The organism is Nitrospirillum amazonense (genome assembly GCF_007828035.1).
Lineage (GTDB): Bacteria > Pseudomonadota > Alphaproteobacteria > Azospirillales > Azospirillaceae > Nitrospirillum > Nitrospirillum amazonense.
This window is the reverse complement of the sequence record NZ_VITV01000007.1, coordinates 98,923-122,252: the sequence shown is the minus strand read 5'-3', so window position 1 is coordinate 122,252 and position 23,330 is coordinate 98,923. Positions and strand designations below refer to the sequence as shown.

At 68.9% G+C, this 23,330-nt stretch carries 18 protein-coding genes; 12 read left to right on the top strand and 6 right to left on the bottom strand.

All coding sequences use genetic code 11. The annotated features are described in order from the left end of the window. Positions 1-5 precede the first annotated feature (5 nt). Positions 6-1,652, bottom strand: a complete 1,647-nt coding sequence (gene mdcA, locus FBZ87_RS19510; RefSeq protein ID WP_145612265.1) for a malonate decarboxylase subunit alpha — start codon at positions 1,650-1,652, stop codon at positions 6-8. A 171-nt stretch (positions 1,653-1,823) separates the two neighbouring features. Between mdcA and madL the strand changes: the two genes are divergently transcribed. From madL to FBZ87_RS19495, 3 genes are read left to right on the top strand one after another with little or no spacing between them, the layout of a single operon-like run. Then, positions 1,824-2,249, top strand: a complete 426-nt coding sequence (gene madL, locus FBZ87_RS19505) for a malonate transporter subunit MadL (protein ID WP_040846234.1) — start codon at positions 1,824-1,826, stop codon at positions 2,247-2,249. A 13-nt stretch (positions 2,250-2,262) separates the two neighbouring features. Next, positions 2,263-3,027: a malonate transporter subunit MadM gene (gene madM / locus FBZ87_RS19500; RefSeq protein WP_145612264.1), complete on the top strand. Its 765-nt coding sequence runs from the start codon at positions 2,263-2,265 to the stop codon at positions 3,025-3,027. A gap of 6 nt (positions 3,028-3,033) precedes the next feature. Continuing rightward, positions 3,034-3,726, top strand: coding sequence for a GntR family transcriptional regulator (locus tag FBZ87_RS19495; protein ID WP_040846232.1), 693 nt, complete (start codon positions 3,034-3,036; stop codon positions 3,724-3,726). A gap of 35 nt (positions 3,727-3,761) precedes the next feature. Here the strand turns inward: FBZ87_RS19495 and FBZ87_RS19490 are convergent, their stop codons facing one another. Next, positions 3,762-4,679 (bottom strand): LysR family transcriptional regulator, encoded by a 918-nt coding sequence (locus tag FBZ87_RS19490; protein WP_145612263.1) that lies wholly within the window; start codon positions 4,677-4,679, stop codon positions 3,762-3,764. Positions 4,680-4,916: 237 nt separating this feature from the next. Between FBZ87_RS19490 and FBZ87_RS19485 the strand changes: the two genes are divergently transcribed. The 7 genes from FBZ87_RS19485 to FBZ87_RS19455 all read left to right on the top strand — a co-directional run bounded on the left by FBZ87_RS19485 (position 4,917) and on the right by FBZ87_RS19455 (position 14,633). Continuing rightward, positions 4,917-7,262: a TonB-dependent receptor gene (locus FBZ87_RS19485; RefSeq protein ID WP_186454847.1), complete on the top strand. Its 2,346-nt coding sequence runs from the start codon at positions 4,917-4,919 to the stop codon at positions 7,260-7,262. Between the two features lie 101 nt (positions 7,263-7,363). Further along, positions 7,364-9,337, top strand: coding sequence for a glycoside hydrolase family 3 protein (locus tag FBZ87_RS19480; RefSeq protein ID WP_145612261.1), 1,974 nt, complete (start codon positions 7,364-7,366; stop codon positions 9,335-9,337). 18 nt (positions 9,338-9,355) lie between these two features. Further along, complete coding sequence (locus tag FBZ87_RS19475; RefSeq protein WP_145612260.1) at positions 9,356-9,778, top strand: GlcG/HbpS family heme-binding protein; 423 nt, start codon at positions 9,356-9,358, stop codon at positions 9,776-9,778. Between the two features lie 32 nt (positions 9,779-9,810). Continuing rightward, positions 9,811-10,728: a VOC family protein gene (locus FBZ87_RS19470; protein WP_145612259.1), complete on the top strand. Its 918-nt coding sequence runs from the start codon at positions 9,811-9,813 to the stop codon at positions 10,726-10,728. Positions 10,729-10,759: 31 nt separating this feature from the next. Further along, positions 10,760-11,638 carry a fumarylacetoacetate hydrolase family protein gene (locus FBZ87_RS19465; protein WP_145612258.1) on the top strand — a complete coding sequence of 293 codons (879 nt, stop codon included), beginning with the start codon at positions 10,760-10,762 and terminating at the stop codon, positions 11,636-11,638. Next, positions 11,625-13,166: a bifunctional 3-(3-hydroxy-phenyl)propionate/3-hydroxycinnamic acid hydroxylase gene (locus FBZ87_RS19460; RefSeq protein WP_211107015.1), complete on the top strand. Its 1,542-nt coding sequence runs from the start codon at positions 11,625-11,627 to the stop codon at positions 13,164-13,166. The genes FBZ87_RS19465 and FBZ87_RS19460 overlap by 14 nt, the downstream gene beginning before the upstream one ends. 75 nt (positions 13,167-13,241) lie before the next feature. Continuing rightward, on the top strand, positions 13,242-14,633 hold the full coding sequence (locus tag FBZ87_RS19455; RefSeq protein WP_145612257.1) for an MFS transporter: 1,392 nt from the start codon (positions 13,242-13,244) through the stop codon (positions 14,631-14,633). A gap of 59 nt (positions 14,634-14,692) precedes the next feature. Here FBZ87_RS19455 and FBZ87_RS19450 read toward each other — a convergent pair whose 3' ends face one another. From FBZ87_RS19450 to FBZ87_RS19435, 4 genes are all read right to left on the bottom strand, one after another. Continuing rightward, positions 14,693-17,809 (bottom strand): efflux RND transporter permease subunit, encoded by a 3,117-nt coding sequence (locus tag FBZ87_RS19450; RefSeq protein ID WP_145612256.1) that lies wholly within the window; start codon positions 17,807-17,809, stop codon positions 14,693-14,695. Further along, the gene (locus FBZ87_RS19445) at positions 17,806-19,050 is read right to left on the bottom strand and encodes an efflux RND transporter periplasmic adaptor subunit (RefSeq protein WP_145612255.1); all 1,245 of its coding nucleotides are present in this window, start codon (positions 19,048-19,050) and stop codon (positions 17,806-17,808) included. The genes FBZ87_RS19450 and FBZ87_RS19445 overlap by 4 nt, the downstream gene beginning before the upstream one ends. Further along, on the bottom strand, positions 19,047-20,318 hold the full coding sequence (locus FBZ87_RS19440) for a TolC family protein (RefSeq protein WP_145612254.1): 1,272 nt from the start codon (positions 20,316-20,318) through the stop codon (positions 19,047-19,049). The genes FBZ87_RS19445 and FBZ87_RS19440 overlap by 4 nt, the downstream gene beginning before the upstream one ends. 112 nt (positions 20,319-20,430) lie before the next feature. Beyond that, positions 20,431-20,784, bottom strand: a complete 354-nt coding sequence (locus FBZ87_RS19435) for a hypothetical protein (protein ID WP_145612253.1) — start codon at positions 20,782-20,784, stop codon at positions 20,431-20,433. 289 nt (positions 20,785-21,073) lie between these two features. Between FBZ87_RS19435 and urtA the strand changes: the two genes are divergently transcribed. Next, positions 21,074-22,279 carry an urea ABC transporter substrate-binding protein gene (gene urtA / locus FBZ87_RS19430; protein WP_246134491.1) on the top strand — a complete coding sequence of 402 codons (1,206 nt, stop codon included), beginning with the start codon at positions 21,074-21,076 and terminating at the stop codon, positions 22,277-22,279. Between the two features lie 118 nt (positions 22,280-22,397). Next, on the top strand, positions 22,398-23,306 hold the full coding sequence (urtB, locus tag FBZ87_RS19425) for an urea ABC transporter permease subunit UrtB (RefSeq protein WP_145612252.1): 909 nt from the start codon (positions 22,398-22,400) through the stop codon (positions 23,304-23,306). Positions 23,307-23,330 lie beyond the last annotated feature (24 nt).

Below are 23,330 nucleotides of genomic sequence, written 5' to 3'. Positions count from 1 at the left end.
GGGCCTCACCAATTGCGAAAGCGGCTGGGCGGCCGGTAGAGCCCGCCCGAGGCGATCATCAGGTCCTTGATGGAATGGGCGACCAGCAGGCCCCGGTCGGCGTCCAAGGGATCGATGCCCAGATCCTCGGGCCGCTGGATGACTTTGCGTTCGCGCAGCCGGTCCACCATCGTGCGGTCACGGGCGCGCCCGACCTCGGTATAGCCCGCGACGCCCCGGATGGCCTGTTCCCGTTCATCCTTGTCACGGCATAGCAGCAGGTTGGCGATGCCTTCCTCGGTGACGATGTGGGTGACGTCGTCGCCGTAGACCATGACCGGTGCCAGGTCCAGGTCCAGCTTGTCGGCCAGGTCCAGCGCGCCCAGGCGCTCCACGAACATGGGTGCGTTGCCGTCGCCGAAGGTTTCCCCGATCTGCACCACCAGCTTGCGGCCGCGCCGCAGGGGCGGCGGACCGTCCGGGTCCGCCTCCTGGCCGGCGCGCAGCCAGGGGGCGCTGGGGTGGCGGCGGCCGCGGGCGTCCGACCCCATGTTCGGCGCGCCGCCGAATCCGGCGACCCGGCCGCCGGTGACGGTGGAGCTGTTGCCCGCCAAGTCGATCTGCAGGGTGGAGCCGATGAACATGTCGCAGGCGTACAGGCCGGCGGTCTGGCAGAAGGCCCGGTTGGACCGCAGCGACCCGTCGGGACCGGTGAAGAAGATGTCCGGCCGGGCACGCATGTAGTCTTCCATGCCCACTTCGGAACCGAAGCAATGGATCTGCTCCACCCATCCGCTTTCAATGGCGGGGATCAGGGTGGGGTGGGGGTTCAGCGCCCAATGGGTGCAGACCTTGCCCTTCAGGCCCAGCCGCTCGCCATAGGTCGGCAACAGCAGTTCGATGGCGGCGGTGTTGAAGCCGATGCCGTGGTTCAACCGGCGCACACCGTAAGGGGCGTACAGTCCCTTGATGGCCAGCATGGCCGTCAGGATCTGGGTTTCGGTGATGGCCGCCGGGTCGCGGGTGAACAGGGGCTCGACATAAAAGGGACGGCCGGCATCGACCACGAAATGAACCTGGTCGGCTGGAATGTCGACGCGCGGGACCCGGTCGACGATCTCGCCCACCTGGGCGATGACCAGGCCCTTGCCGAAGCTGGTCGCCTCCACGACGGTGGGTGTGTCCTCGGTGTTGGGGCCGGTATAGAGGTTGCCATCCTTGTCGGCGCTGACCGCCGCGATCAGCGCCACCTGGGGCGTCAGGTCGATGAAGTAGCGGGCGAAAAGCTCCAGATAGGTGTGGACGGCGCCCAGTTCGATCTGGCCGCCGAACATCATGCGCGCGATCCGCGCCGACTGCGGGCCGGAGTATGAGAAGTCCAGCCGCCGGGCGATTCCGGTTTCGAAGATGTCCAAATGTTCCGGCAGGACCACGCCCGACTGCACCATGTGCAGGCCGTTGACCTTGGCCGGGTCCACCTTCGCCAGCGCCTTGGCCAGCACGTCCGCCTGCTTCTGGTTGTCCCCTTCCAGGCAGACCCGGTCGCCGGGGCGCAGGGTCGCTTCCAGGAAGGCGACGAGGTCCTGGGCGGCGACGATCTTGCCCGTGGCAAAGCGCAGGCCCGCCTCCAGCCGCGCCTGCCTGTCCCGGCCCTTGGTGTTCCAATCCCGCATGATCGACCTTCGTATGCGCAAGGTGGATTTGTCGCCGACAGTGTATCCTCAATTGCGTAAAATTCAATGTCGTGTATTTTTAAATCTGCGGACCGGCAGAGTCTGCATGCACGGGAGGGATACGATGGCGGCTTTGCGTTTTGATCGACCGGTGCGCGGGGGAGGTCTCCCATGACCATCTCCGGTGTGGCCTTGCTTGCCATTTGCACCCTTCTGGGCGGCTTCCTGGGCGACCTGCTGGGGTCGGCCCTGGGTGTCAAGGCGAATGTCGGCGGTGTCGGCATCGCCATGTTGTTGCTGATCGCGGCGCGCCTGTGGCTCACCCGCCGGGGGCTGATGACCGCCGGCGTCAAGTTCGGGGTCGAGTTCTGGGGCGCCCTCTACATTCCCATCGTGGTGGCCATGGCGGCCCAGCAGAACGTGCTGGTGGCGGCGCGCAGCGGGCCGCTGGTGCTCATCGCCGGCGTGGCCGCCGTGCTGGTCTGCTTCGCCACCGTCGCCCTGATCAGCCGCATCGGCAAGAAGGGTGAGACCATGGATGAGATCGAAGCCAAGGCCAGGGCGCGCACGCCGTCCGCCGGCGAGCCTACGGTCTGACGGGGGACGGGTCATGGAAATCCTGAAACACGCCCTGTCCGCCAATGCCCTGCTGACCGCGTTCGCCATCGTCGGCCTGGTGATGTGGCTGTCGAACGCGATTTCAAAGCATCTTCTGTTCGGCCGGGTCCACGGCTCGGCCATCGCCATCGTCATCGGGCTGGCGGCCGCCTTCGCCGCCGGCCTGTGGACGGGTGGGGACAAGGGGGTCGTGGACATCCCGGTCTTCGCCGGCATCGGCCTCATGGGTGGCGCCATGCTGCGCGACTTCGCGATCGTCGCCACGGCCTTCGAGGTGGACGTGGTCCAGGCGCGCAAGGCGGGCGCGGTCGGCGCGCTGGCCCTGGCGCTGGGCACCATCCTGCCCTTCATCGTCGGCTCCCTGATCGCGGTCGCCTTCGGGTACACCGACGCGGTGTCGATCACCACCATCGGCGCCGGCGCCGTCACCTACATCGTCGGCCCGGTGACCGGTGCGGCCCTGGGTGCCAGTTCGGCGGTCATAGCCTTGTCCATCGCCACCGGCGTCTTCAAGGCGGTGCTGGTCATGGTGGGCACGCCGATCGTGGCCAAGGCCATCGGCCTGGACAATCCGCGCAGCGCCATGGTCTTCGGCGGCCTGATGGGAACGGTCAGCGGCGTTTCCGGCGGGCTGGCGGCGACCGATCGGCGGCTGGTGCCCTACGGCGCCTTGACGGCCACGTTCCATACAGGTCTAGGTTGCCTTGTCGCCCCGTCGATCCTTTATCTTATCGTCCGGGGCATCGTGGGGGGCTGAGACATCATGAGCGCGGTCGTCGACCTGACGGAAGGCCTGTCCGAGGAGCGGGCGCTGCTCTCGGACCGCATCCGTGACGCGCTGACGGACGAGATCGCCCGGGGCGACCTGCCCGCCGGAATGCAATTGGACGAGCAGGATCTGGCGGACCGGTTCGGCGCCTCGCGCACCCCGGTGCGTGAGGCGTTGCGCCAGCTGGCCGTCAGTGGGCTGGTGGAGATGCGCCCCCGGCGGGGCGTGGTCGTGACGCGGCTGACCCCGGAACGCATCATGGACATGTTCGAGGCCACGGCGGAGATCGAGGCCATGTGCGTGCGCCTCGCCACGCATCGCATGACGCCACTGGAACGCAGCCGCCTGATGCGGCTGCACGGGGATTCCCTGGAGATGGTGCAGCGGGGCGACGTCGACGCCTATGACGCCTTCAACCGGGAATTCCACGAAACCCTCTACCGGGCCACCCACAACAGCTTCATGGCGGAACAGGCGATGGCGGTGCGCAAGCGGCTGAACGCCTTCCGCCGGACCCAGCTGCGCCACGGCGACCGCATGGCCCATTCCCGCCAGGAACACGACAGCGTGATGGCCGCCATCGCCGAGGGGGATGGCGAGACGGCCGCCCGCCGCATGCGCGCCCACATGCTGAACGCGGCCACGGCGCTGGAACGCTACATCGCCGACCACACCGCGTCCGAATAGGCCCCGGGCGGCCCCCCGTCCGCAGCGCCGTCACCTCAGGCCGGATGCAGGTCCCTGAGGATGATGTCGCGCATGATCGCGATAAAGCGCGCCGCCAGCGGGCTGCGGGGCGCCTTGGCGTTCAGGATCAGTCCGACGGGCCGCACCGCCTGGGCGTCGGCCAGGGGAATGCTCCGCAGCCGGCCGGCCGCCCTTTCCACGGCCGTCAGCTGGGGCGACATCAGGGCGACGCTGTCCGTGGTCATGACGATGGACTTGATGGCCAGGATGGAATTGGTGGTGATGCCGCCGGTGGGCCAGCGGGTGCCGGCGGTGACGAACAAGGTTTCCAGCTGACGACGGAACACGCTGCCCGCGCTGGGCAGCACCCAGGACGCCGACTGCAGATCGCGCAGGTTGAGGGTGGCGGCCGTCGCCAAGGGATGGTCCGGCCTCATGATCAGTTCCGCCCTGTCCATGAACAGCGGCTCCTCGATCAAATCCTCATAGTGGGGACCCACGCCCAGGGGGCCGACGATCAGGTCCAGCTGTCCCTGCCGCAAATGCAGGGACAGTTCATCGTCCAGCCCCTCCACCACCGAGACCATGACGCGCGGCGTCTGCCGGGTCATCACCTCCAGCGCGCGGGGCACCAGGGCGGCGGCGGCCACGGGCGTCACGCCGATGGCCAGGGGCCCCTCGATCCCCTGCTGCTTCAGCGACAATTCCTCTGCGGCCCGCTCCAGCAGCGTTTCCAGCGCCTGGGCATAGTGCACCAGGCTTTCGCCGAAGGAATTCAGGCGGGCGCCGGTGCGGTCCCGGTCCAGCAGACGCACACCCGTCTCGCGTTCCAGCAACGCGATGTTCTTGGACAGCGCCGGCTGCGACACGCGGGAGGCGGCGGCGGCGCTGTTGAAGGAACCGTGGCGGGCCACGGCCAGGAATTCCATCAGGCGGCGGGGATCGATCTTCATGGGGGAAGGGGCCGGGGCAGGTGGAGGGTAAGTTCAAACTCCAGGTTATAAGATATGCCAATCTTATTATTAGACAACAATTCAGCAGCCGATTGTAATGCGGACATCCAGCCGCTGACTGGCGTCCGGGCTACCCCTAAGGGGCACCGGCCAGCCGGCGACCGGCATCAACCGCCTTATCCGGGACACGGGCTTCCCAGCGGGGCGGGCAAAAAGAAATTCAGGGAGGATCGAGAGATGCGTAGCCATCACGGGCATGGTATGGCGCTTTTGGCGTCCGCGGCGGCGGGTGCCCTGATGCTGTCGGGGACGGCGTGGGCGGCGGGCCAGGCGGCCGGCGGTACGGTCGACGACGACCTCGGGCTGCAGGAAATCATCGTCACGGCGCAGAAGCGCTCGGAAAACGTCCAGGACATTCCCAAGACCGTCAACGTGGTGACGCCGGAGGCGCTGAGCCAGGCGGGTGTGAGCCAGCTGTCCGACCTGTCGGCCATCGCCCCGTCGCTGCAGGGCGGCGTCACCGGCAACCTCCCGGGCCAGCGCTCGCTGGCCATGCGCGGCATCTCCACCCTGCCGATTTCCCAGAACCTGCCCGCCCAGGTGGGCATCGTGCTCGACGACGTGCCCCAGCCGACCTGGGCCTCGCTGGCCAACGAGCTGAGCGATGTGGAGCGCATCGAGGTGCTGCCCGGGCCGCAGTCCACCCTCTCGGGCCGCAACGCGGCGGCGGGCCTGGTGAATATCGTCACCCGCAGCCCGTCCATGACCCGCTGGACCGGTACGGTCAGCGCGGAGCAGACGGACGACAGCCAGACCAAGGTCAGCGCCTTCCTGTCCGGCCCGCTGGCGGATGACCTGGCCTTCAGCCTGTCCGCCTTCGAGGACAAGTGGGACGGCAACGTCCACAACGTCACCTTGGGCAAGAAGCTGGGTGGCCAGGACACCCGGGGCGCCCGGGTGAAGGTGAAGTGGCAGGCGACGGACAAGCTGACGGTCAATGCCAGCTATTTCAACCAGCTGACCCAGGCGGACTTCGTTGGCGGGCAGTCGACCACGGGTGCCGCCTCGTCCGGCGCCATCGTCTATGCCGACGCGTCGTCCAAGGTGCTGTCCCGGTTCGACACCACCCCGGCGGCATCGCAGCTGACCATCGGCCAGCTGGAACCGGGCGTCACCATCGGCCCGGACAACAACGCCTACGCCTCCTCGCGCTATTCCACGGCGGCGGCGCGTGACAGCGGCGGCACCCTGCGTCTGGATTATGACTTCGACTTCGGCACCCTCAGCTCCCTCACCTCCTTCGCCAGCAGCGACCAGAACGTCACGGGTGACTTCGTCGCCATCAACGTGCCGGTGGCGCCGGCCGATCGCTTTTTCCATCAGCGGGGCAACAGCGACAACACGGTGCAGGAGGTGCGCTTCAGCTCCGACGACACGGGGCCGGTGAAGTACCTGGTGGGCTTCATCTACAGCGACCTGGAGGTGAAGTACGACTACCGCCGCGCCATCGCGCCCACCGACTGGTACCGCACGTCGGGAACGCAAAGCACGGCCGGCTATGCGCGCGCCACTTGGCAGTTCCTGCCCGACACCTCGCTGACCGGCGGCCTGCGGTACCAGTCGGACAAGCTGGACTACAACTGGCTGTTCCGGCCCACCTACACCAAGGTCAGCCTCGATAACGTCGGCGACACCTCCTATTCCTTCCTGTCGGGGGAGGCCAGCCTGCAGCACCGCTTTGTGGAAAACGTCATGTCCTATGTGACATACGCCCACGCGGAATCCGGCAAATCCTACGATACCGAGGACAACGTCACCGCCGCCACCGGGGCGAAGCTGGTGCCCCTGGCCAGCGAGGTGGTCAACAATGTGGAAATCGGCGCCAAGAGCGAATGGTTCAACCGCCGCCTGATGGTGGATGTGGACCTGTTCCATGCCGACTACGACAACTTCCCCGTCCAGACCATCTATCTGCCGCCCAACGACCCCACGGCGGCACCCGTGTTCAAGACGCTGGCGGCCGGCAAGGTGAAGACCGAGGGTGTGGAGCTGAACGTCACGGCGGTGCCGATCAAGGACCTGCGGCTGGGCGCCAACGTCGCCTACATCAACGCCACCATCGACGACCTGCCCAACGCCCCCTGCTACAAGGGGCAGACCGTGGCCCAGGGCTGTGTCGTCGGCAGCGGCGGCAGCAGCGTGCAGAAGAACCTGGCCGGTTCCCAGCTGCCCTATTCGCCCAAGTGGAAGTTCAACCTGTCGGCCAACTACATCGTGCCGCTGCCCAGCCTGCCGTTCGATGCCGACCTCGGGGCCTTCTACAAATACCAAAGCCGGGTGCAATACGACCCGCTGGGCAACCCGCTGACGGTGCAGGGCGGCTTCGGCATCCTGAACCTCAGCACCGGCATCCACGGCCGCGACAGCGACTGGTCGGCCGAGTTCTTCGTCAACAACGTCTTTGACAAGCATAACTACCGCAGCCTGGTCGACAGCCAGTTCTGGAGCGGCCACGTCATCATCGCCGGCCTGTCGCGGGACTGGGAACGCTACATGGGCGTCCGGGTCAAGGCCGGGTTCTGACCTTCCTCCGAGGCTGTGCCTCGCTTCCCCTGGGCGTGCCGCCCTTTGCCCTTCCGGGCGGCACGCCCCCTTTTCCCAATGTCACAGGGGGCCCCAGGGCCATGCGACCCACCATCCGCCTGAGCGCTGCCGTGACCTTGGCCCTGCTGTTGGCCGTTCCCGCCGCCGGCGGCCCGCCACAGCCGGCGCTGGGCAGCCGGGTGAAGCCCCTGCTGGAAGTGGATGGCCTGGCCTTTCGCGACCTGAACGGCAACGGCGTGCTGGACCCCTACGAGGATTGGCGCCTGCCGGTGACCGCGCGTGTGGCCGACCTGCTGGGCCGCATGACGGTCGAGGAGAAGGCCGGCACCCTGTTGCACGGCACGGCGCCGCCGGAGGGCGGCTTCGCCTTCGCGACCATGCGCGGGCCCTATGATTTCGCCGCCGCCGCGCACCTGATCCGCGACCTGGCGGTCACCACCATGACGACCCGGCAGATCGCCAAGCCCCAGGCATTGGCGGAGCAGAACAATCAGTTGCAGGAAATCGCGGAGGGTGGACGCCTGGGCATACCGCTGACCCTCAGCAGCGACCCGCGCCATCACTTCCAGATGACCGCCGGTGCCAGCATCGCGTCCGCCGGCTTCTCGCAATGGCCGGAGGCCTTGGGCCTGGGCGCCATCGGTGACGCGGCGCTGGTCCGCCGCTTCGGCGACATTGCGCGCCAGGAATACCGGGCGGTGGGCATACACCAAACCCTGTCGCCCATGGCGGATGTGGCGACGGAGCCGCGCTGGCCCCGCATCAACGGCACCTTCGGCGAGGATCCAGACCTGGATCGCCGTCTGGTGCAGGCCTATGTCGAGGGCTTCCAGGGTGGGGACGACGGGCCCGGCGCCACCGGCGTTTCGGCGATCGTGAAACACTGGGTGGGCTATGGCGCCGCGCAGGATGGCTTCGACAGCCACAACAGCTATGGCCGCTATTCCGTGGTGCGGCCGGCGCAGTTCGACCTGCATGTCCTGCCCTTCAAGGGCGCCTTCGCGGCCCATGTGGCCGGCGTCATGCCCACCTATTCCATCCTGAAGGACATGGTGGTGGAGGGCCGGCCGGCGGAACCGGTGGGTGCCGGCTTCAGCCGATGGCTGCTGACCGACCTGTTGCGCGACACCTATGGTTTCCAGGGCATCGTCCTGTCCGACTGGGCCATCGCCAACGATTGCGACCAGGCCTGCCGCGGCGGCTTCCCGCCGGGGACCAAACCCACCTTCGATGGGTTCTCCACCGCCTGGGGCGTGGAGGACCTGTCCGCCCCGGCGCGCTTCGCCAAGGGCCTGCTGGCCGGGCTGGACCAGTTCGGCGGCGTGGATGATCCCGCCCCACTGCTGGCGGCCGTGAGGCAGGGCCTGGTGGCGCCGTCACGGCTGGACCAGTCGGTACGCCGCGTCCTGGCCCTGAAGTTCCAGCAGGGCCTGTTCGAGAATCCCTATGTGGATGCCGCGGCCGCCGCCAAAGTCGTGGGTGCCCCGGCCTTCAAGGGCGAGGGCTTGGCGGCCCAGGCCCGCGCCATGGTGCTGCTGGAGGCGGGCAACGGCCCTGCGCCACTCATGGGCCGCAAGGTCTACCTGCGCGGTGTCTCCGCCGAGGCCGCCAGGGCCGCGGGACTGACGGTGGTGGATGACCTGAAACAGGCCGACGTGGCGCTGCTGCGCCTGTCCGCGCCCTTCCAGACCCTGCACCCCAACTACACCTTCGGCCAGATCCAGCATGAGGGCGACCTGGGCTTCCATGACGGCAACGCGGACTATGAGGTGCTGAAGGCGGCGGTGGCGGCCAAGGTACCGGCCGTCGTCAGCGTCTATCTGGACCGCCCCGCCATCCTGACCGACATCCGCGACAAGGCGGCCCGTCTCTATGTCGATTTCGGCGTCAGCGACACCGCCCTGCTGGACGTGGTGACGGGCAAGGCCGCGCCCCAAGGCCACCTGCCGGTGGAGTTGCCGCGCAGCATGGCGGCGGTGGTGGCGCAGGCGTCCGACATCCCCCACGACAGCCCGGATCCGCTCTACCCCATAGGCACGGGATCAGCCCGCTGATCCCTGGAGGCATACCCCATGACCCTGACCCTTGCCCAAGCCAACGACATCCTCGGCCGCGCCCTGGCCCACGCCCGGGCCCAGGGCCATCGCCCCATGGCCGTGGTCGTGGTGGATGAGGGCGGCAACCTGAAGGCCCTGCAGCGCGAGGATGGCGCCAGCATGTTCCGCACCGACATCGCCCTGGGCAAGGCCTGGGCGGCGGCGGCGATGGGCGCCAGCTCCCGCGCCCTGAACCAGCGGGCCCAGGACAACCCCACCTTCTTCGGCGCCCTGGCCGCCGCGGGGCAGGGGCGCTTCATCCCGCAGACCGGGGCCGTGGTCATCAAGGACGCGGCCGGCACCATCCTGGGCGCCGTGGGTGCCAGCGGCGGCACCGGCGACGAAGATGAGGCCATCTGCATCCACGGCGTGGCCGGCGCCGGTTTGGTGCACGGGTGACGCCGTCCATCCTGGCCCTGATGAGGACGCTCATGACCCCATCCCCTTACATCGCCTCACCCCACGTCGCCGGCCTGCGCAGCGTCGCCCTGACGGTGCCCGACGTGGGCGTGGCCGAGGATTTCTACACCCGGGTCTGGCATCTGGACGTGGTTGCCCGGACCCATGACGCCGTTTATCTGCGGGGTACCGCCGCCGCGCATCATTTGCTGTCCCTGCATGCGGGGCCGGTGACGCAAATCCGCAATGTCACCTTCCAGGTGCGCAGCCTGCCGGCGCTGGATACTTTGGCGCGGACGGTGGTCGAGGCGGGCGGTCGCATCCTGGCGCCCGTGGGCCCGGTCACGGAGCCGGGGGGCGGGATGGGGCTGACCGTGGCCGATCCGGACGGGCGCATCCTGCGCTTCGTCCACGGTGATGCGGAACACGCCGACGCGGGCGAGGTGCCGGACCGTCCCATCCGCCTGACGCACGTGGTGCTGAACAGCCGGGACGTGGCCCGCACCCAGGCTTTTTTTGAGCAGGCCCTGGGCTTCAAGCTTTCGGACCGCACCCGCATCATGGCTTTCCTGCGTTGCGGTCCTGACCACCACAGCGTGGCCCTGGGCGATGCCGATACCGACAGCCTGAACCACATCGCCTTCCTCATGCCGGATCTGGAGTCTGTCATGCGCGGTGGTGGCCGCATGCGCGACGCCGGCTACGCCATCGAATGGGGTCCCGGCCGGCACGGGCCCGGCAACAACGGCTTCAACTATTTCATCGGTCCCTTCGGCGTGGTCATCGAATACACGGCCGAGGTGCAGCAGGTGGACGACAGCTATCCCACCGGCGCGCCGGAGAACTGGACCTGGCCGCCCGGCCGCGTCGACCAGTGGGGCATTTCCCATCCGCCGTCCCCGGCGCTGAAGCAGGCGCAACGCGCCGTGTTCTTCGCACCCGCCGGCTGATCTCCCTTACCTTTTCTCAGGAGTGGCTCCCTTGAAGTTCGTCACCTACACCTCAAAAGCCGGTCCCCGCCTGGGCGTCGTCGATGGCAACGCCGTCATCGACCTGAACCAGGCCCAGCCCCAGGTGCCCGCCGACGTCACCGCCGGCTTGCTGGCCGGTGTGGATCTGGTCGCGGCGGGCAAGGCAGCCCTGGCGTCCGCCGCGCCCCGCCTGGACCGCGCATCCCTGACCCTGGCGCCGGTGGTGCCCCGGCCGGGCAAGATCATCTGCCTGGGCCTGAACTACTACGACCACGCCAAGGAAGGCGGGCGGGAGAAGCCGGACTATCCCTGGTTCTTCATGCGCACCGCCACCTCGCTGATCGGCGCGGGCGCGCCGGCGCTGCGCCCGCGCGTCTCGGAAAAGCTGGATTATGAGGCGGAGCTGGCCGTGGTCATCGGCAAGGCCGGCCGCCATATCCCGCAGGACCGGGCGCTGGCGCATGTCTTCGGCTACAGCTGCTTCAACGACATCTCGGTGCGGGATTACCAGAAGCGCACGCCGCAATGGACCATCGGCAAGAATTTCGACGGCACCGGCGCCTTCGGGCCTGAACTGGTGACGGCCGACGCCCTACCCGCCGGCGGGGCTGGCCTGGCCATCCAATGCCGTCTGAACGGCCAGGTGATGCAGAGCGCCAACACCGACAGCATGATCTGGGGCGTGGCCGAAACCATCGCCCTTCTGACCGAATGCCTGACGCTGGAGCCGGGCGACGTCATCGTCATGGGTACCCCCGCCGGCGTGGGCTTCGCCCGCACGCCGCCGGTTTGGATGCGCGCCGGTGACCGGGTGGAGGTGGAGATCGAAGGCGTGGGCCTGCTGGCCAACATGATTCAAGACGAGGTTGGCCAGGATGAAGTCGGCTGAGATGGCGGAGGTTTACGACGTCGCCATCGTCGGCTTCGGCCCGTCCGGCGCCGTGGCCGCGGGTCTCCTGGGCCAGGCGGGGGTGCGGACCTATGTCTGCGATCGCAGCACCGAGGTCTATGACAAGCCCCGGGCCATCGCGCTGGACCATGAGATCATGCGCGTGTTCCAGCATCTGGGCGTGGCCGAGGCGGTGGAACCGTGGGTCGAACCCTTCACGCCGTCGGAGTACTACGGCGTGGACGGCCAGTTGATCAAACGCTTCACCACTGTGGCGCCGCCCTTCCCCCTGGGCTACACGCCGTCCCTTGTCTTCACTCAGCCGCCGGTTGAGGCCATCCTGCGCGATCGGGCGCGGGCGCTGCCGTCGGTGACGGTGGACCTGGGCGTGACCCTGGAAGGGCTGGAGCAGGATGCTGGTGGCGTGACCCTGGCGCTGCGGCATGCGATGGGCGCCGCGAAGGCGATACGCGCCCGCTACGTCATCGGTTGCGACGGCGCGTCCAGCCTGGTGCGCACCTTGCTGGGGATCGAATTGGACGACCTAGCCTTCGATGAGCCTTGGCTGGTGGTCGATGTCCGGGTGAACGAGCGTGGTCAGGCCAAGTTGCCGGCCGTCAGCGTCCAGTACTGCGATCCTGACCGTCCGGCCACCTACGTCATCGGGCCCGGGAACCACCGCCGCTGGGAAATCTCCCTGAACGAGGGCGAGGATCTGCGCGAGGCCGCGACGGAGGCGGGGGCCTGGCGCCTGCTGTCGCGCTGGCTGACGCCGGAGGACGGCACCCTGTGGCGCCAGGCCAGCTATCGCTTCCACGCCCTGGTGGCCCATGACTGGCGGCGCGGGCGGGCCTTCCTGGCCGGTGACGCCGCCCATCAGCAGCCGCCCTTCCTGGGCCAGGGCATGTGCCAGGGGATCCGCGACGTGGCCAACTTGGCCTGGAAGCTGGCCGCCGTCCTGGAGGGGCATGGTGGCGAGGGCCTGCTGGACAGCTATGGCGTGGAACGGTCGCGTCATGTGCGCGACCTCACCGGCCGCATCAAGGCCATCGGCGCCGTCATTTGCGAGCGCGACCGCGACCTGGCCCGGATGCGCGACCGTCGCCTGCTGGCCGAGGCCGGCGGGCCGGTGCGGGATGAACCGCGGCAGAACGTGCTGCCCCGGCTGGAGGAGGGGCTCCTGGCGGTCACGCCCCACCCCGCCAACGGCACCCTGTTTCCCCAACCCTGGATCCTGGACGTGGACGGCCGCCGCCGGCGGCTGGATAGCCTGACCGGCACCGGCTGGCGGCTGGTCATCGTGGATGACTGGACCGGGCCGGAGGCGGTGGCCGCGCTGCCGGGACTGGCGCTGGTGCGCGTTGGTGCTGGTGGCCTTGAGGAGGCGGACGGTGTGCTGGCGGCCTGGTTCAAGACCCATGCCTGCAGCGCCGCCCTGGTCAGGCCCGACAATTACGTTTACGGGGTAGGGACGCGCCCGGACGACTGGGCCGCCCACTGGGTGGCCTTGGAACGGCAAATGGCCTGATTACCGGGCCCCTGATTACTGGGCCCCGGATTACCGGGCCTATGAAATCAAAGAAGAACGACAGGGAGGTAGGGCATGGCGACGGCGGTTAACGCGGCGGAGGAATTGGCGACGGCCCCGATGGGGATCTTCCATCGCCGGTTCGCCCTGCTGATGGGCCTCATCATGTTCTTCGACGGCTATGACCTGTTCAACGCCGCCTATGTCATTCCCTTGGTCCGCCGCAGCTGGCAGCCGTCGCCCTCCCTGATCGGCATCATGTTGTCGGCTGGCATTTTCGGCCTAGCCATCGGCTCGGTCCTGCAGGGCCTGCTGGCGGACCGCTATGGCCGGCGGCGTGTCCTGGTGGCGGCCCTGTGGCTGCTGATGGCCGCCAACCTGGTGCTGGCCCTGGTGGTGCAGGGGCCGGTGGCCTTCGCCGTCTGCCGGCTGGTGCTGGGCCTGGCCTTGGGCATGGTGACCCCCTTGGTGCTGACCTATTTGAACGAATGGACGCCGGCCCGCTGCGCCAACACCTATGTCACCTGGGTGTTTCAGCTGGGGCTGTCGCTTGGAGGAATCTGCGCTGGCCTCGCCGGCGTCTTCCTGACCGCCGTCCATGGATGGCAGGCGCTCTATTACACCGGCGCCTTGTCAGGTCTGGTCGCCGTCGCTGCCACCCTATGGCTGCCGGAATCCGTGCAGTACTTGGCCCTCAAGGGGGATTTCGGCCAGGTGCGGCGGCTGCTCGCAGCCTTGCGGCCCGACCGGGCGTGGCTCTACGATACGGCGGCGCTGGTCCACCCGCGGCGCGCGCCCAAGGCGGCGGTTGGGGTGCTGCTGGCGCCGATATACCGCCGGAACACCCTGGTGCATTGGGCGGTGGGCTTCCTCAGCCTCTTTTGCGTGCATGGCCTGACGGGCTGGCTGCCGACCATCGTGGTGGCACGGGGGGCGGCGGTTTCCTCGGCCTTCGCCTACGGCACCCTCATCATGGTCGCGTCCATCTTCGGTGGCATGGCCGCCGGCTGGCTGGCCGACCATTGGCGCAGCCGGGTAAAGACCATGGCCGGCGGGTATTTGCTGGCCGTCCTGGCCATGGCGGGGCTGGGCGTGGTCAGCGGCGGCCCGGCGACGGTGGCGCTGGTGGCGGCGGCCGGGTTCTGCATCTTCGGCGCCCAGGCCGTGCTCAACAACTATCAGGCCATGACCTACCATACCGAGGTGCGCGGCACGGGTCTGGGGGTGGCGGTGGGCCTGAACCGGGTGGGCGGCATCCTGGGGCCCTCGGTCATCGGCGTCATCGGCACGCTGAGTGCCGATCCCCTGTACGTGTTCCTGGTCCTGGCGGCGGCGGCGCTGCTGGCGGGGCTGATCAGTTTGCTGGGCGGGGCGGAGGTGACGGCCGCCCGGCGGCAGGGCGCCAGTTCGGCGGCGATGCACGACGATGCCGTCGCGCGGGCGGCGTGCGCGCCATCCCCGCGGTGACGGCATCGGATGTCCTTGGAAGGCGGGGCGCGGCTGTGACGACCGCGCCCCTTGCGCCCTTATCCGACGGGGCGCCGTTTCACCAGAGCATACAGCGCCGGGATCACCAGCAAGGTCAGGACGGTGGAGGAGACCATGCCGCCCACCATGGGCACGGCGATGCGGCGCATGACCTCGGAACCCGTGCCTGTGCTCCACAGGATGGGCAGCAGGCCGGCCATGATGGCCACCACGGTCATCATCTTGGGCCGCACCCGCTCCACCGCTCCTTCCAGGATGGCGGCGCGCAGGTCGGCGGGTGTTGCCGGGGCGCCCTCGCGCGTCCGCTGGGCCAAGGTGGCCGACCAGGCGTGGTCCAGGTAGATCAGCATCACCACCCCCGTCTCAGCCGCCACGCCGGCCAGGGCGATGAACCCCACAGCAACCGCGACGCTGATGTTGTAGCCCAGGGCCCACAGCAACCAAGCGCCGCCCACCAGGGCGAAGGGCACCGACAGCATGACGATCAGGGTTTCCGCCAGGCGTCCGAAGTTCAGGTACAGCAGAATGAAGATGACGCCCAGCGTGGCGGGGACGACCAAAGCCAGCTTGGCCTTGGCCCGCTGCAGGTACTCGAACTGTCCGCTCCATTCGAGGCGATAGCCTGGTGGCAGGTTGACCTTGGCCGCCACGGTCCGCGCCGCCTCCGCCACATAACCGCCCACGTCGCGACCATGCATGTCGACATAGACATAGCCAACCAACTGCGCGTTCTCGGTGCGGATGGACGGCGGGCCTTGGGTGAGGGCCACGCTGGCCAGGTCGCCCAGCGGCACCATGGCCCCATTGGGCAGTGGCACCAGAACCTGGGTGGCAATGGCCTGGGGACTGTCCCGCAGGTCGCGGGGATAGCGGACGATGACGCCATACCGCTCCCGCCCCTCCACCGTGGTGGTGACGGTCTCCCCGCCCAGGGCCGTGGCCACGATCTGCTGCACGGCGTCGATGCTGAGGCCATAGCGGGCGATGCGGTCGCGGTCGGGTGTGATCTCCAGGTAATGGCCGCCGCCCAGGCGCTCGGCATAGGCGCTGGTGGTGCCGGGCACGCCACGCACCGCCGTCTCCACCGCTGTTGTCAGCCGTTCCAGCACGGCCAGGTCGGGCCCGAACACCTTGACGCCAACCGGCGTGCGGATGCCGGTGGACAGCATGTCGATGCGGGCCTTGATGGGCATGGTCCAGGCGTTGCTGACGCCGGAGAGTTGCAGGGCCTGGTCCATCTCCCGCACCAGGCCGTCCAGGGTCAGGCCCGGCCGCCACTGGTCTTGAGGTTTCAAGGTAACCACCGTCTCGCTCATCTCAAGCGGGGCGGGGTCGGTGGCCGTCGCTGCGCGGCCCGCCTTGCCGTAGACGGACGCGACCTCGGGGAACGACTTCAGGATGCGGTCCTGCGTCTGCAGCAGTTCCGCCGCCTTGGTGACGGAGATGCCCGGCAGGGTGACGGGCATGAACAGCAGCGTGCCCTCGTTCAAATCCGGCATGAATTCCGAGCCCAGGCGCGACACCGGCCAGGCCGTGGCCGCCAGGGCCAGGACCGCCGCGACCACCGTCACCTTGGGCCAGCGCAGCACCAGCGTGATCAGCGGACGATAGGCCGCGATCAGGGCGCGGTTCAGGGGGTTGCGCGCCTCCGGCACGATGCGGCCGCGCACGAAGAACAGCATCAGCACCGGCACCAGGGTGACGGACAGCAGGGCGCCGCCGGCCATGGCGAAGGTCTTGGTGTAGGCCAGCGGCTTGAACAGCCGCCCCTCCTGCGCCTCCAGCGCGAACACCGGCAGGAAGGACGCGACGATGACCAGCAGGCTGAAGAACAGCGACGGCCCCACTTCCCGCGCCGCCGCCAGCAGGGCGGGGCCCCGGGGCTCGCCCGGCGCCAGCCGTTCCACATGCTTGTGGGCGTTCTCGATCATGACGATGGCGGCGTCCACCATGGCGCCCAGGGCGATGGCGATGCCGCCCAGGCTCATGATGTTGGCGCCGATGCCCAGCGGCCGCATGACGGCGAAGGCCGCCAGGATGCCGATGGGCAGGGTAATGATGGCAACCAGGGCGCTGCGCACGTGGAACAGGAACAGTACGCAGACCGCCGCCACGATCAGGCTTTCCTCCAGCAAGGTATGTTTCAGCGTCTCGATGGCCCGGTCGATGAGGTCGGACCGGTCGTACACCGCCTTGAGGGTCACGCCCTCCGGCAACGCCGGCAGCAGCTCCGCTAGGCGCTGCTTGACGCTGGCGATGGTGGTCAGCGCGTCGGCGCCGTCGCGCTTGACCACGATGCCGCCGACAGCTTCGCCCCGGCCGTCCAGCTCGCCGATGCCGCGCCGCTCGTCCGGCCCCAGCTCCACCCGCGCCACGTCGCGCAGCAGCACGGGCGCCGCCCCGCCGGCATCCGCCTTCAGCACCACCCGCTCCAGGTCGCCGGCGTCACGCAGATAGCCCCGCCCGCGCACCATGTATTCGGTCTCCGCCATTTCCAGCGTGCGGCCGCCGACATCGCGGTTGCTGGCGCGAACGGCGTCCGACACCACCGACAGGGGGATACCGTAGGCCTGCAGCTTGCGGGGATCGACCACCACCTGGTACTGGCGCTCGAACCCGCCCAGGGCCGCCACCTCGGCCACACCGTCGGCCTTGGCCAGCTGGTAGCGCACCAGCCAGTCCTGGATGCTGCGCAGTTCGGCCAGCGTGCGGCCCGCACCCTGGACCACATACTGGTAGACCCAGCCCACACCGGTGGCGTCCGGCCCCAGCGAGGGCGTGGCGCCGGCCGGCAGCCGTTTTTGCGCGACGTTCAGATATTCCAGCACGCGGGAGCGCGCCCAATAGAGATCCGTCCCTTCCTCGAACACCACATAGACGAAGGACACACCGAAGTTGGAAAAGCCGCGCACCACCTTGGACCGGGGCACCGCCAGCAGGGCGGTGGACAGGGGATAGGTCACCTGGTCCTCCACCACCTGCGGCGCCTGGCCGGGATAATCGGTGTAGACGATGACCTGGGTATCGGACAGGTCGGGCAGGGCGTCCAGCGGCGTGTGCCGCAAGGACCAGGCGCCCAGCGCGGCGATGAACAGGGTGGCCGCCAGCACCAGCACCTTGTTGGTGGCGGACCAGTCGATGAGGCGGGCGATCATGGCTGTCCCCCCGCACTGGCGGTGAATGCCTGCAAGGCCGCCTTCAGGTTGCTTTCCGCGTCGATCAGGAAATTGGCGCCAACCACCACGCGATCACCTTTGCGCAGGCCGTCGCGCACCTCCACCTTGCCATCGCCCCGTACGCCCAGATGGACGGCGCGCGGCTGGAAGCGCCCATCGCCCAGGTCCAGCAGCACCGTCTGGCGGCTGCCCCCGTCCAGGACGGCGGACTCCGGAACCACCAGCAGGGCGGGGCCGCCGCCGGCGGCGTGCGGCGTTTCTATGGTCACGCTGGCGTACATGTCGGCCAGCAGGGCGCGGTCGCGGTTGGGCAGGACGATGCGCACCCGCGCCGTCCGCGTCTCCCGCGACAGGGCGGGGTAAATGAAGTCCACCACCCCGTCGAAACGGCGGCCGGGATAGGCCGCCAGGGTGGCATGGGCCATCTGGCCGGGCCGCACCTGGCCCACCTCGCGCTCCGCCACCTCGGCCACCAACCAGACGGTGGACAGGTCGGCGATGCGGTACAGCGGCTCGCCCGGGCCCGCGCGCATGCCTGCCACCACCGGCTTGTCGATGACCACGCCGTCCGCCGGCGCCCGGATCGGTATCCGGCTGGCGGCCTCGCCGCTCCGCTGCAACCGCGCGATCTCTTCCGCAGGGATGTCCAGCGCCTTCAGGCGTGACAAGGCGGCGGTCGCCAGGTCGGCCGAGCTGCCATGACCCATGTCGGCATGGCCGTCCGATGCCAGAGACCGGGCCAGCAGATACTCCTTCTCCGCCGTCAGCAGGTCCGGGGCGTAAAGCTGGGCCATCAGCTGGCCGCGGCGCACGGTGTCGCCCGTGGCGGCGACAGCCAATGTCTCCACCCAACCCTCCGCCCGGGTGGTCACCACGACCTGGCGCCGTTCATCCAGGGCGATGGTACCGGTGGCCTGCACGGACCCCGCCAGGGCCGGCACTTCCTCCACCGGGGCGGTCCTCACACCCAGGGTCTGCAGCTTGCCGGGGGCGATGCGCACCGTGCCCGCTGGCTCGGCCCCCTCGGCATAGACCGGCAGATAGTCCATGCCCATGCTGTCCTTCTTGGGCACAGGCGAGGTGTCGGGCAGCCCCATAGGGTTGCGGTAGTACAGAACCTTGCCCTTGTCGGCGGATGTCTGGGGCGACGTCTCAGCCTGGGCCACCTGGGTGGCGGTGAGGGCGATGGCCAGGCCAATAAGGAAGCGGGTGCGGGTCATAGCGGACCTCCCACCAGGCGTTCCAGGGCAGCCAGGGCTTTTTGACCATCGACCTCGATGCGCAGCAAATCCAGGCGGGCCTGGTGCAGGCGGTGCTCCGCCTCCAGCACGGCGGCCAGGCTGCCTTGCCCCCGGCCATAGGCGGCCAGGGCGGCGTCATGGGCGCCGCCCAGGTCTGGCAGCAGCTGCGCCCGGTATATGCCGGCCTGCTGGCGGGCGGCGGTCAGCGCCGCCAGCGCCTCGGCCAGGTCGCCCTCGATGTCCGCGGCCGTCGCGGCCAAGCTCTGCCGGCTGGCGTTGGCCTTGGCCACCGCCTGGCGTTCCCTCGCCCGCTTCGGCTCCGCCTGCAGGGGGATCTTGAAGCCAACGGTGGCGGTATAGCCGGTGGGGCCGTTGTCGCGCTGGATGGCGCCCACGGCCAAGGTCAGGTCAGGGTACCAGGCCTTGGCGGCCAGGCGGCGTTCTTCCTCGGCACCGCGCACCTCCGCCAATCCGGCCGCCAGGCGGGGGTTGTCGGCCTGGGCCCGGTCGGCCAGCACGGTCAGGGGTGGGGTGGACGCCGGCAGGGGACGGCCGCCGGAGGGGACGACCAGGGCCGCATCCGCCGGACGCGCCAGCAGGGCGTTCAGGCGGGCGGCGGCGGCGGTGCGGTCGGCGGTCAGCCGGGCGTTCTCCACCTCCGTGCGGGCCACTTCGGCGGCGGCCGTCAGGGCGTCGCCTTGGCTGCCTAGGCCCTGGCCATAGCGGTCGGCGGCATTCCTGGCCATCTGGCGATCCAGGCGCAGGACGTCGCCGTTGACGGCCAGGGCGGCTGACGCGGCGGCGTACAGGGCGTAGGCGCCCTTGATGCGTTCCTCCAGTTCCAGGCCCACCGCCCGTTCCCGGCCCCGTGCCGCGTCCACCGCCGCCAGGGCGGCGCTGCGGCGCAGGTCGCGCTTGCCCCACAGCGGAAACTCCTGCTCCACCGTGATGTAGGTCTTGTTGATGCGGGGGCCGCTGGTGCGGTCCACCTCGTCCGAGTTGACGCGGAAGGTCGGGTCGTCCAGCGCGCCGGCGGCGGAAGCCCCGGCATCGGCGGCTGCGGTTTCCAGCGCGGCGGCCTGCAGGGATGGGTTCAGCTGCCGGGCGGCGTCCAGCAGGCCGTCCAGGCTGGCGCCCAGCGCCGGGGCGTCAGGGGTGGGGATGATATCCGCCCGCGTGCCGGACGCGAGCATAAGGGCCAACGCCGCCACGGCGGTGGCCGTGCGGGCATGGATGTATCGGGTCATGAGGCTTCCCTTCCCGAAAGGGTACCGGGGCCGGCATGGCGATGCCGACGGCGTGAACGGGCCTCGGGCGTCGATGCCCCGAGGCGACAGGGGCACCCTCAGGGCGCCCCGCTCACGCGGCGATGGGAGGGAAGGGTTCCGGCGTGATGGACAGGCCGGCCATGGAGGCCGACGGGTGCCAGAAGAAGGCGTCGCCGAAAACGGCCGGCGCCGTGGGCTGGCCGGTTCGCTCCGGCAGCAGCGAGATGCCCAGGCAGCCCATCTGCTTGAGGCAGGCCGCGTTCAAGCCGTGGCAGGGCCCGCCCTTGGCCGGCGTGCCGGCGGAATGGGCCATGGGGCAATCGTCGGGCATGGCCGGGCCCGTGGTGGCGGGCGGGTCCACCGGCATGGCCTGAACTGTGGTGGCGCCCAGGAAGGACAGCAGCAGGAAGGCCATGACAAGGCCGCGCAGGCATGCCGCCACCATGCCCAGCCGGTGGGCGGGGAAGGCGGGCGTCTTCCGCGAAGGGGGACGTGGGCGGCGCGGCATGTCGCTAGAGGTAGGCTACGCCGGCTGGGAATGCAATGCGGCACGCGGGTGCACGCGCAATTCCGTGCGGGAAGTGGGCCGTGGGATGCCTCCCCGTGCCGGCCTCCGTTCCGGGCCGCTACGTTAAACGCCCCATACCCGGTTCCCTCTACCGGCCCTAGCCTTTGCCCCGTGGTCGCCGTGTCCATGGCGGCGAAAGACCAAAGCGAACGGGAAGGGGATGGTGATGAGGGGGATGTACAAGCCGGTCGGTCTCGCGGCCCTACTGCTGGCGGCGACCAGCCTGTCGGCGCCGGCGACGGCCTGGGCCGCCGACACGGTGAAGGTGGGCGTGCTGCAGTCGTTGACCGGCACCATGGCCATCAGCGAGGTCACGGTGAAGAACGCCGAGATCCTGGCCATCGAAGAGATCAACGCCAGCGGTGGCGTGCTGGGCAAGAAGATTGAGCCGGTGGTGGAGGACGGCGCGTCCGACCCCGCCATCTTCGCCCAGAAGGCGACCAAGCTGGTGCAGGATGGCGGCGTTGTCACCGTCTTCGGCGGGTGGACCTCCGCCAGCCGCAAGGCCATGCTGCCGGTGTTCCAGAAGCTGAAGAGCCTGTTGTGGTACCCGGTGCAGTTCGAGGGCAACGAGTGCTCGCCCAACATCATGTATTCCGGCGCCCAGCCCAACCAGCAAATCCTGCCGGCCCTGACCTGGGCGGTGGAGAAGGGCTACAAGAGCTACTTCCTCATCGGCTCCGACTATGTCTTCCCCCGCACCGCCAACCTGATCCTGAAGAAGCATATCGACGCAGATAAGCTGAAGGTGGCTGGTGAGGAATACGTGCCGCTGGGCGGCACCGACTTCAGCGCCGTCATCGCCAAGGTGCAGGCGGCCAAGCCGGACATCATCTTCAGCACCCTGAACGGCGACAGCAACGTCAGCTTCTTCAAACAGATGGCCGCCGCCGGCCTGCCCTCGGCCAAGCTGCCCGTCATGTCCTTCAGCATCGGCGAGCAGGAGGCCGTGGCCATGGGCCCCAGCCTGGTGGAGGGCAGCTACGCCGCCTGGAACTATTTCCAGAGCCTGGACGGTGCGGCCAACAAAAAGTTCGTGGCCGCCTATCAGGCCAAGTTCGGCGCCGGTGCGGCCGTCACCGACCCGATGGTCCATGGCTATGTCGATGTCTACGCCTGGAAGGCGGCGGTGGAGAAGGCCGGCAGCTTCGATCCGGAGAAGGTGCGGGCGGCGGCGGTGGCGCTGGACTATCTCGACACCGCCATGGGCAAGGTGAAGTTCGCCGCCAACCAGAGCCTGGTGCAGACCGGCTACATCGGCCAGCTGGACCCCACCGGCCAGTTCAAGATCATCTGGCAGTCCAAGGGCACCATCGACCCCGACCCCTACGACCCGCTGGTCTTCCCGGGCAAGAAGTGCCCGGCGAGCTGATGAATCCCAACGGCAAGAGGCTCGGCCTCTTGCCGTAGTAGCCCGCGACCGCGGGCGCCGGAGCGAGGATCAGCCAAGCCGGCGGATGCCGACGCCCGGCGTATGAGGGAGAAAAGAAATGGGTGAGTGGCCCCTTATCGCTGGGCAAATCTTCAACGGGTTCAGCGTCGCGTCGCTGTACGTGCTGGCGGCCCTGGGCCTGGCGCTCAGCTTCGGCCTCATGCGCGTCATCAACATGGCTCATGGCGAGATGCTGATGCTGGGCGGTTACCTGGCCTACCTGACCCTGCAGGTGGTGCCGGGGCCCTTGGGCATCCTGGCCGCCATGCCCGTCGCCTTCCTGGGTGCCGCCGCCGTGGGCGCGGTGCTGGAGACGACGCTGATCAAGCGCCTGTCGGCCCGGCCGCTGGACACGCTGCTGGCCACCTGGGGTGTCAGCCTCATCCTGCAGCAGGCGGCGCGCAACATCTTCGGCGCCATCGGCGTGGACGTGCGGGCGCCGCAGTGGCTGAACCACGCCTATACCGTCCAGTCCGGCCTGCTGGAGGGGCTGACCATACCCGCCACCCGCCTGTTCATTCTGGCGGTGGCGTTCGCCGTCATGGGTGCGCTCAGCCTGCTGCTGGCCCGCACGCGCATCGGCCTGCTGGTGCGCGCCGTGAACCAGGACCGGGGCATGGCGGCGGCGGCGGGCATCAATGTGCGGGCGGTGGATCTGTCGGTGTTCTGCCTGGGCACCGGCATCGCCGGCCTGGCGGGGGTGGTGCTGGCCCTTCTGGGCCCCGTCACCCCCAATGTCGGGCAAAGCTATGTCGTGCCGGCCTTCCTGGTGGTGGTGCTGGGCGGCCTGGGCAGCCTGAAGGGCACGGCCATCGCCTCGCTGATCGTGGGGCTGTTCTCGGCCTTGGTGCAGATCCTGGTGGATGTCAGCCTGGCGCAGGTGCTGCTGCTGCTGTTCGTCATCGGGTTCATCCAGTTCCGTCCCCAGGGGGTGGTGGCCGTACGGTCCCGCGCGCTGGACGCGTGAGGTGCACATGAAGGAGGACGGCAT

Coding starts and splice junctions, on each gene's coding strand:
- mdcA (WP_145612265.1), bottom strand. CDS start 1,652: ATGCGGGATTGGAACACCAAGGGCCGGGACAGGCAGGCGCGGCTGGAG.
- madL (WP_040846234.1), top strand. CDS start 1,824: ATGACCATCTCCGGTGTGGCCTTGCTTGCCATTTGCACCCTTCTGGGC.
- madM (WP_145612264.1), top strand. CDS start 2,263: ATGGAAATCCTGAAACACGCCCTGTCCGCCAATGCCCTGCTGACCGCG.
- FBZ87_RS19495 (WP_040846232.1), top strand. CDS start 3,034: ATGAGCGCGGTCGTCGACCTGACGGAAGGCCTGTCCGAGGAGCGGGCG.
- FBZ87_RS19490 (WP_145612263.1), bottom strand. CDS start 4,679: ATGAAGATCGATCCCCGCCGCCTGATGGAATTCCTGGCCGTGGCCCGC.
- FBZ87_RS19485 (WP_186454847.1), top strand. CDS start 4,917: ATGCGTAGCCATCACGGGCATGGTATGGCGCTTTTGGCGTCCGCGGCG.
- FBZ87_RS19480 (WP_145612261.1), top strand. CDS start 7,364: ATGCGACCCACCATCCGCCTGAGCGCTGCCGTGACCTTGGCCCTGCTG.
- FBZ87_RS19475 (WP_145612260.1), top strand. CDS start 9,356: ATGACCCTGACCCTTGCCCAAGCCAACGACATCCTCGGCCGCGCCCTG.
- FBZ87_RS19470 (WP_145612259.1), top strand. CDS start 9,811: ATGACCCCATCCCCTTACATCGCCTCACCCCACGTCGCCGGCCTGCGC.
- FBZ87_RS19460 (WP_211107015.1), top strand. CDS start 11,625: ATGAAGTCGGCTGAGATGGCGGAGGTTTACGACGTCGCCATCGTCGGC.
- FBZ87_RS19455 (WP_145612257.1), top strand. CDS start 13,242: ATGGCGACGGCGGTTAACGCGGCGGAGGAATTGGCGACGGCCCCGATG.
- FBZ87_RS19450 (WP_145612256.1), bottom strand. CDS start 17,809: ATGATCGCCCGCCTCATCGACTGGTCCGCCACCAACAAGGTGCTGGTG.
- FBZ87_RS19445 (WP_145612255.1), bottom strand. CDS start 19,050: ATGACCCGCACCCGCTTCCTTATTGGCCTGGCCATCGCCCTCACCGCC.
- FBZ87_RS19440 (WP_145612254.1), bottom strand. CDS start 20,318: ATGACCCGATACATCCATGCCCGCACGGCCACCGCCGTGGCGGCGTTG.
- FBZ87_RS19435 (WP_145612253.1), bottom strand. CDS start 20,784: ATGGTGGCGGCATGCCTGCGCGGCCTTGTCATGGCCTTCCTGCTGCTG.
- urtA (WP_246134491.1), top strand. CDS start 21,074: ATGAGGGGGATGTACAAGCCGGTCGGTCTCGCGGCCCTACTGCTGGCG.
- urtB (WP_145612252.1), top strand. CDS start 22,398: ATGGGTGAGTGGCCCCTTATCGCTGGGCAAATCTTCAACGGGTTCAGC.